The sequence below is a fragment of the uncultured Anaerococcus sp. genome (genome assembly GCF_937934665.1).
GTDB lineage: Bacteria > Bacillota > Clostridia > Tissierellales > Peptoniphilaceae > Anaerococcus.
This window is the reverse complement of the sequence record NZ_CALGYW010000088.1, coordinates 1-7,868: the sequence shown is the minus strand read 5'-3', so window position 1 is coordinate 7,868 and position 7,868 is coordinate 1. Positions and strand designations below refer to the sequence as shown.

At 35.2% G+C, this 7,868-nt stretch carries 7 protein-coding genes; all 7 read left to right on the top strand.

The annotated features are described in order from the left end of the window. Positions 1-513 (top strand): chromate transporter (locus Q0410_RS04975; protein ID WP_299033689.1); only part of this gene is annotated, 513 nt, incomplete at its 5' end. 6 nt (positions 514-519) lie between these two features. After that, positions 520-2,124, top strand: a complete 1,605-nt coding sequence (locus Q0410_RS04970) for a sensor histidine kinase (protein WP_299033686.1) — start codon at positions 520-522, stop codon at positions 2,122-2,124. A gap of 1 nt (position 2,125) precedes the next feature. Next, positions 2,126-2,869, top strand: coding sequence for a helix-turn-helix domain-containing protein (locus tag Q0410_RS04965; protein WP_299033683.1), 744 nt, complete (start codon positions 2,126-2,128; stop codon positions 2,867-2,869). 103 nt (positions 2,870-2,972) lie between these two features. Then, positions 2,973-4,058, top strand: coding sequence for an ABC transporter substrate-binding protein (locus Q0410_RS04960; RefSeq protein WP_299033678.1), 1,086 nt, complete (start codon positions 2,973-2,975; stop codon positions 4,056-4,058). Between the two features lies 1 nt (position 4,059). Next, positions 4,060-5,133: an ABC transporter ATP-binding protein gene (locus Q0410_RS04955; protein ID WP_299033675.1), complete on the top strand. Its 1,074-nt coding sequence runs from the start codon at positions 4,060-4,062 to the stop codon at positions 5,131-5,133. Further along, entirely contained in the window at positions 5,117-6,775 is a 1,659-nt protein-coding gene (locus Q0410_RS04950; RefSeq protein WP_299033672.1) for an iron ABC transporter permease, read from the top strand. Before Q0410_RS04955 ends, Q0410_RS04950 begins: the two co-directional genes overlap by 17 nt. A 182-nt stretch (positions 6,776-6,957) precedes the next feature. Further along, on the top strand, positions 6,958-7,868 hold a 911-nt coding region (locus Q0410_RS04945), incomplete at its 3' end, for a LacI family DNA-binding transcriptional regulator (protein ID WP_299033669.1).

Sequence of the window (7,868 nt, the reverse complement as noted above, 5' to 3'; positions counted from 1 at the left end):
TTCTCCTTTGGTGGAGGCTACGCAGCCCTTCCCCTAATCCAACAAGAGGTAGTGGTAGAAAATAGCTGGCTTGCCGTAGGAGAATTTAACGACCTAATCACAATAAGTCAGATGACACCAGGGCCCATTGCCCTAAACTCAGCAACTTTTGTAGGCCAAAGGGTAGCAGGTTTTCCAGGAAGCCTTGCAGCAACCATGGGTTGTATCCTACCATCTGCCATCATAGTAGGAGCCCTATCCTATTTTTATAAGAAATATAAGGACCTAGACACCATGACAGAAGTTCTAAAATTTCTAAGACCGGCGATTGTAGTAATGATCCTAATAGCAGGTCTTGATATCCTACAAACCGCACTTTTTGATGTAGAAAAAGTAGCAATAGCAAATCTAGATTTCAAAATGCTAGGCATATTCATACTAGCCTTCATAGTAATGCAAAAAAAAGACTACGACCCAATAAAAGTAATGCTCGCAAGCGGGGCTGTATACCTAGTTTTGGGACTGGTGGTGTAAGAGATTATGCTTTATTCGCACAAGATTTATAAGGGGATTTTTAAAAAGGTTTTGGGCTTTTTAATCTTAATCCTCCTTGGTCTTTCAGGCCTATATATTTACCTCTACTATGCAGTTGATTATAAGGAAGCTAGGGCCAATCTCGATGTTGTTTACAATGAATTTGCCCTAATTGACACAAGTTTTAAAGATTTCCTTAAGGAAAATGATAAAGAAATTGACGCAGGTCTAGAGAGGGGCAAGGCCAGTCAAAGTCTTGTAAATTCCTATTACAGCTTGGCAAATGAGCTTGGAGTTGACTACCAAATTGATTTCTATCCTGCAAAGGGAAATGAGTTTGCCTATGGCAAGAGAAAAAGAGATTACAAAGCCTTTAGGTCTTACCAAGACATTATGGGTCTTGATAAAGATAGGATTTTCACTACATTTTTTAAGGATGAAAATGAAATAGTTTATGTTGTTAGGGGTGAATATAAGAATGGATTTGCTGTTCTTTATATACCTAGTTCTAATATCACAAGAAAAATCAGACTTAAAGCCAGCGGATTTTACATAACTGATAGCTATGGCAAGGTTATTTCTAATGACTCAGCCCTAGTAGAAAATAATCTGGATAGGCTAAATAAATTAAAGGTAGATTTCTTTAACGAAGGCTCTTATATTAAACAATCAAGGCCCTATGAGACCTACCAAGTTCATAGCTTAGTTAAAAGAACAATATCTAATGACCAATTTGGTTTTATTTTAGTTTCCATCCTCTTGGCCGGAGCTCTGATTTTACTTATTTTACTAGCTTCAATTAGGGGATTCATAGAAGAATCTACCGAAGTTATATCAAGACTTAACGAGGAAATTAATATGGTGGCTGAAGGGGAGCTTGATCGTATAGATATAAGGACAGATGACGAAATAAACTCCATAGTCAAACATATAAATAAGCTTATCGACTCAAAGAAAATCCTTCTAGATAAAAACCTTAGACTAAAGTATACCAACAAATACAATGAATTTAAGATGCTAGAATCTCAATTCAATCCGCATTTTCTATACAATACCTTGGAGCTTATTTCTATAACCATGTATATAGACCCAAAGATATCAGACAGGATAATCCAAGATTTAAATGAAATTCTAAGGTATAGCATAAATGACCTATCTTTTTTAAGGCTTGATGAAGATATTTACTACATTTATAAGTTTTTGGATATAGAAAAGATTAAGTCTGAAAATAAGTTTAATTATGATATAGATATGGATCCTGCTAGCGGAGAGGTTTTAGTCCCTAAACTTTTCTTACAACCACTTTTAGAAAATAGTTTAAAATATGCAAGAAAATCTACATCCAAGCTAGATTTAAAAATAAAAATAAAATGCGAGGATAAAAGTCTCTTAATTAAGGTATGGGATAATGGAAAAAGTCTAACCAAGAATGAGATCCAAAAACTTAATAGTTATTTGGAAGCTGAATCGAAGAAAGATTATATTTCCATGAAACACCACGGCCTTATAAATACCTACAATAGACTTAAAATGCTTTATAAGGATGAGGTATGGATGGGCTTTGTAGAAGATACAGATGGGGTAAGGATAGAAATTAGGATAAGGTTATAAGATGATAAAAGTATTGATAGTTGAAGATGAAAATTTAATTAGGAAAAAACTCCTCCATTTCATTGACTATGATGCCTTGGGTATGGTTGTTGTAGCTGACGGAGCAAATGGAGTAGAGGGTGTAGAGCTTATCAAAAAATACCAGCCAGACATAGTCCTTGCCGACATAAATATGCCAGAAAAAGATGGCCTGGATATGATAAGTGAAACCCTAGACTATGACTATATAGCTATAATTATATCTGGTTATGATTATTTTTCCTATGCCCAAAGAGCTCTTAAATACGGTGTTACAGACTATTTACTAAAGCCAATAAGTCTTGATGATCTAGAGGAATCCTTGACGAATGCTAGGGAGCTTATATATAAAAAGAGAGATGTAATCTCACAAAAAACAAGTCTTGGAAATGCAGTTGATATCAGTCTAGATAAGATTATTAAGGATAGCACAGTTTTAGCAATGATTAATTATATAAAAAACAATTACCAGGATAAAATAAGTATATCTGACTTGTCAAAAGAGCTGGCTTATTCAGAGTCTATGCTAAATAGGAAGTTTAAAAAAGAAGTCCACCTTACCTTCAATGAATATCTAAATAGGTATAGGATAAACAAGGCCATAGAATTGCTAGAAAATTCTGACTATAATATAAGCGAGATAGCCTATATGTGCGGATATTCATCTGCTAAATATTTTTCAAGAGTTTTTAAAAAATATTTAGGAATTGCTCCTTCTGACCTTTAAGGGACAAAGTTGACTAAAAAGTACACCTATTGTGTTAAATAGTGTACTTTTTTTGTGGCTAAAAATGATACAATATAGGTAAGAAAACATTTGGAGGGAAAATATGAAAAAGAAATTACTCAGTATTTTAGCAGTATTTGGACTTATCCTAGCTTCAGGATGCGGAAATAATGCTAAAGAAGAAAACGATGTCAAAGAAGAAAAGGCAGAAACTAAGGTAGAAGAATCTGCTGAAGAAGTAAAAAAGGACGATGAAGAAACTTTAATTGTTTATTCACCAAACTCAGAAGGACTTATCAACTCAATAATTCCTGCATTTGAAGAAAAATATGGTATCACAGTTCAACTAGAACAAGCTGGTACAGGCGAACTTTTCACTAAACTAAGAGGTGAAGCATCAGCTCCAGTAGCAGATGTTATCTTTGGTGGATCATTCTCAACTTATTCTGAAAATAAAGACTTATTTGAAGAATACGTTTCAAGCCACGATAGTGAACTTCCAGAAGCTTTCAGAAACAAAGATGGCTACAAAACAAGCTATACACTTGATGGTTCTGTAATTATCGTAAACAAAGACCTTACAGATGGTATTGAAATCAAAGGTTACAAAGACCTATTAAACCCAGAACTTAAGGGCAAAATCGCAACAAGTGACCCAACATCTTCATCATCAGCTTTCTCACACCTAACAAATATGTTAGTAGCTATGGGTGGCTATGAATCAGACGAAGCCTGGGACTATGTTGACAAATTATTCAAAAATATCGACGGCAAAATCCAATCATCTTCATCTTCAGTTTACAAAACTGTAGTAGACGGCGAAATGGCAGTTGGTATTTCTTATGAAGACCCAGTTATGCAACTAATCAAAGACGGTGCAGACAATATCGATATAGTTTACATGGAAGAAGGTGTAATCTTCCTACCAGCAGGTTCAGGTATAATCAAGAACTGCTCACACCCAAACAATGCTAAGCTATTCATGGACTTTTTAAACTCTAAAGAAGCTCAAGATATCCTAGGCACACAAACAACAAACAGACCAATCAGAGAAGACGCTGAAGTAAGCGACTTTATGAAACCAATCACAGAAATTAAGCAATTACAAGAAGATTATGACTATGTTAATGAAAACAGAGAAAAAATCATCGAAAGATTTACAAACCTTCTTGTAGAAGCAGGAAACTAAGATGTCAAAAATAATAATCAAAGACGCCGTTAAAAAATACGGCGACAAGACAGTAATAAAATCTATCAACCTAGAGATCCAGGATGGTGAATTTTTCACCCTCCTTGGACCTTCAGGATGTGGAAAGACAACATTACTTAGGATGATAGCCGGCTTTAACTCAATCGAAGGCGGCGAATTTTATTTTAATGATACCCTCATTAACAATATGGACCCATCCAAGAGAAACATAGGAATGGTATTCCAAAACTATGCAGTCTTCCCAAATATGACAGTTAGGGGCAATATAGAATTTGGCCTTAAAGAGAGAAAAGTAGAAAAAGCTGAGATGGATAAGAGGGTGGAAAAAATTCTCGATATAATGAAAATCAGAGAATATGCCGACAGAAAACCTCAAAATCTATCAGGCGGTCAGCAACAAAGGGTGGCTTTAGCTAGGGCTATAGTTATTGAGCCAGACGTTTTATTAATGGATGAGCCATTAAGTAACCTAGATGCTAAATTAAGAGTCGACCTTAGAGAAGAAATCAGAAGAATACAAAAAGAAATTGGTATCACAACAGTTTATGTAACCCACGACCAAGAAGAAGCCATGGCAGTATCAGACAGGATTGCTGTTATGAAAGACGGAGTTATTGAGCAATGTGACAAACCAAGAAAGATTTACCACAAGCCAAACAATATGTTCGTAGCTTCCTTTATCGGAACAAACAACGTATTAAGTGGAAATTATGACGCAGAAAATAAGGAAATTATCATAGATTCTGGTGAAAAATTCTCCTACAATTTAGGAAATCAACCTAGCCAAAGGGTAAAACTTTCAGTTAGACCTGAAGATTTTAGGCTAGACCCAAATGGAGATGTAGAAGCAAAAATAAATGACGAAGTATTTTTAGGTTCTACTATGCATTATAATGTAGAACTTAAGGATAAGACCCTTTTAAACATAATGGAAGAATCAAAGTTTGAAGAAGTAAGCAGGGTAAATACAGACACAAAATTAATGATTAACCTTGATAAGATTAACGTATTTAACGAAAAAGGAGATGTGAATCTCAATGAAAACGAAAGCTAATAAATTTGGATTTTGGAAAATAATTACCCTAGCCATCCTAGCTGGAGTTTTTATATTTTTACTATATCCAATCACCAGACTTTTAATCCAATCTTTTTACAACAAAGAAGGAAACCTAAGTCTTGCAAACTTTACTGAATTCTTTTCAAACAAGTACTATTTTTCAACCATTATAAACAGTTTGAAATTATCGATAATAGCCACAGCCACAACCATTCTCCTAGCTACACCAATAGCTTATTTTATGAGTTTTTATAAGATTAAGGGAGCCAAGGTTTTAGAGATAATCATAATCCTTGCCTCAATGTCAGCGCCTTTTATCGGTGCTTATTCATGGATCTTATTGCTTGGTAGAAATGGTATTATAACAAACTTTTTTGCGGGCCTTGGCCTAAATATTCCTGATATATACGGTTTTGCTGGAATCTTACTAGTATTCACCTTCCAACTATATTCATTAGTATTTTTATATGCCAAGGCAGCCTTTGAAAACCTTGACGCATCCCTTATGGAAGCAAGCGAAAACTTGGGAGTAACAGGCTTTAAGAGATTTAGGAAAATAATCCTACCTCTTGTGACCCCATCACTTTTAGCAGGAGGCCTTTTAGTCTTCATGAGATGTATGTCTGACTTTGGTACCCCAATGCTAATAGGTGAAGGTTATAGGACCTTCCCAGTATTAATCTACAATGAATTCGTAGGCGAAGTTGGCCAAAACCAGGGCTTTGCATCAGCAATTGCAATAATAGCCATACTAGTAACCAGTCTAATATTTGTAATTCAAAAGAAAATATCAGAGAAAAATGCCTATTCGTCAAACTTCTTAAATCCAGTTTCAAAAACTAAGCTTAAGGGGGCAAAGGGTGTTTTAATCCACCTATTTGTCTACATTATAGTAGGCCTATCAATCCTACCACAAGCTTATCTGATTTTGACATCATTTAAGAACACATCAGGAAAGATATTCATTGACGGATATTCATTAAAATCTTACCACACAGCCTTTGCAAGGATGGGCACATCTATTAGAAATACCCTCCTTCTACCACTCCTAGCCCTTATAATTATCATAATCTTATCAGTTTTGATAGCCTATATAGTAGTTAGGATAAAAGGCAAACTTGCAGCAGCCATAGACGTATTCACCATGGTACCATTTATCCTACCAGGAGTTGTAATTGGTATTGCCCTTCTAACAGGTTTTGGAAATGGTATGATGGGATCAAACTTCCTAGTCTTGGGCGGCACAATGTGGATAGTAATAGTCTCCTTTGTAATAAGAAGACTGCCTTATACCCTAAGGTCTGCCACATCGACTCTTCAGTCACTGCCAATATCCTTAGAAGAAGCTTCCTACTCCCTAGGTGCAAGCAAATTTAAGACCTTTGCTCAAATCACTCTTCCACTTATGATGAGGGGAGTAGTAGCAGGCTCTATATTATCATACGTAACCTTGATATCAGAGCTATCTTCATCTATTATTCTTACAAACCTAAAAACAAGAACAATGACAGTTTCTATCTATACAGAGGTTGTAAGAGGTAATTACGGAGTAGCTGCAGCCCTTGCTACCATGCTTACAGTATTTACAATAATAGCCCTAATAGTATTTAATATTATAGGCTCAAAGAAAAATAAATGATTTTTATAAGTACCCTTTAAAAGACTCTAACTTTCTCTAGTTTAGAGTCTTTTTTTGATGAGGTTCTTTTTTTATAAGTTAAGAAAAGTTTGGGTGAATTTTCAAAAAAACGTTTTTCTATGATATAATAATATATAGAAGTATTTTATTATTCGGAAAAGTTCTAATTTTGTGAGGCTAGTATGGATATTTATGATATAGCTGAGTTGTCGGGTTATTCTACAGCGACGGTTTCTAGGGTTATTAATAAGTCGCCCAATGTGAGTGATAAGGCGAGAAAAATTATAGAGGAAATAATAAAAGAGTCAGGCTATAAGCCAAATAGGATAGCTAGGAGTTTGGCTACAAATTCTACAGAGATGATTGGGATAATGGTACCTGATATTAGGAGGTTTTTTGCAAGCCAGTCAGCCTTCGAGCTTGAAAGAAGGCTTGACGAGCTTGGCTATACCACACTTTTATGTGTTACTACTGATAGCTACGAAAAAAAGATGAGCTATCTGGATGTCCTTGTTGAGAGCAAGGTTGACGCTATAATATGTGTTGGTTCTACCTATGAGGAGAAGAGATTTTACGAAAAGCTTAAAAACATGTCGGTAATTATTCCCATGGCGCTTTTAAATGTGAAAACTACTGATGAGAATGAAAAAATTGTAAACGTCTATATAGATGAGATTGAAGCCATGGATCAGGCGGTTAAACTTTTAAAGGACAATCTTTACAAAAAACCCCTCTATGTTTCTTACGATACAGGTTTTATGTCAAGGTCTTATATAGCCAAAAAGTCAGGTTTTGTAGAAGCTCTTTACAAGCATTATGATGATGCAGATTTTGTTGAATTTAAGGTAAAAAATCCAGAAAAAGACCTGCCTAGGTTAATAGAGTTTTTAAAGGAAAATAATGAATTTGACTCTCTTCAATTTGAGCTAGATAGGCTTGCCGTCATAGCCTATAAGCTTATGGCAAATGCTGGTATGAAAATTCCTGAAGACTATGGGATAATTGGTTTTGATAATATTCACGCTACAGAATTTACCAACCAAGCCATAACATCGATTGACCAAAGGATATCTGACCAGGTAGAAATCGCCAT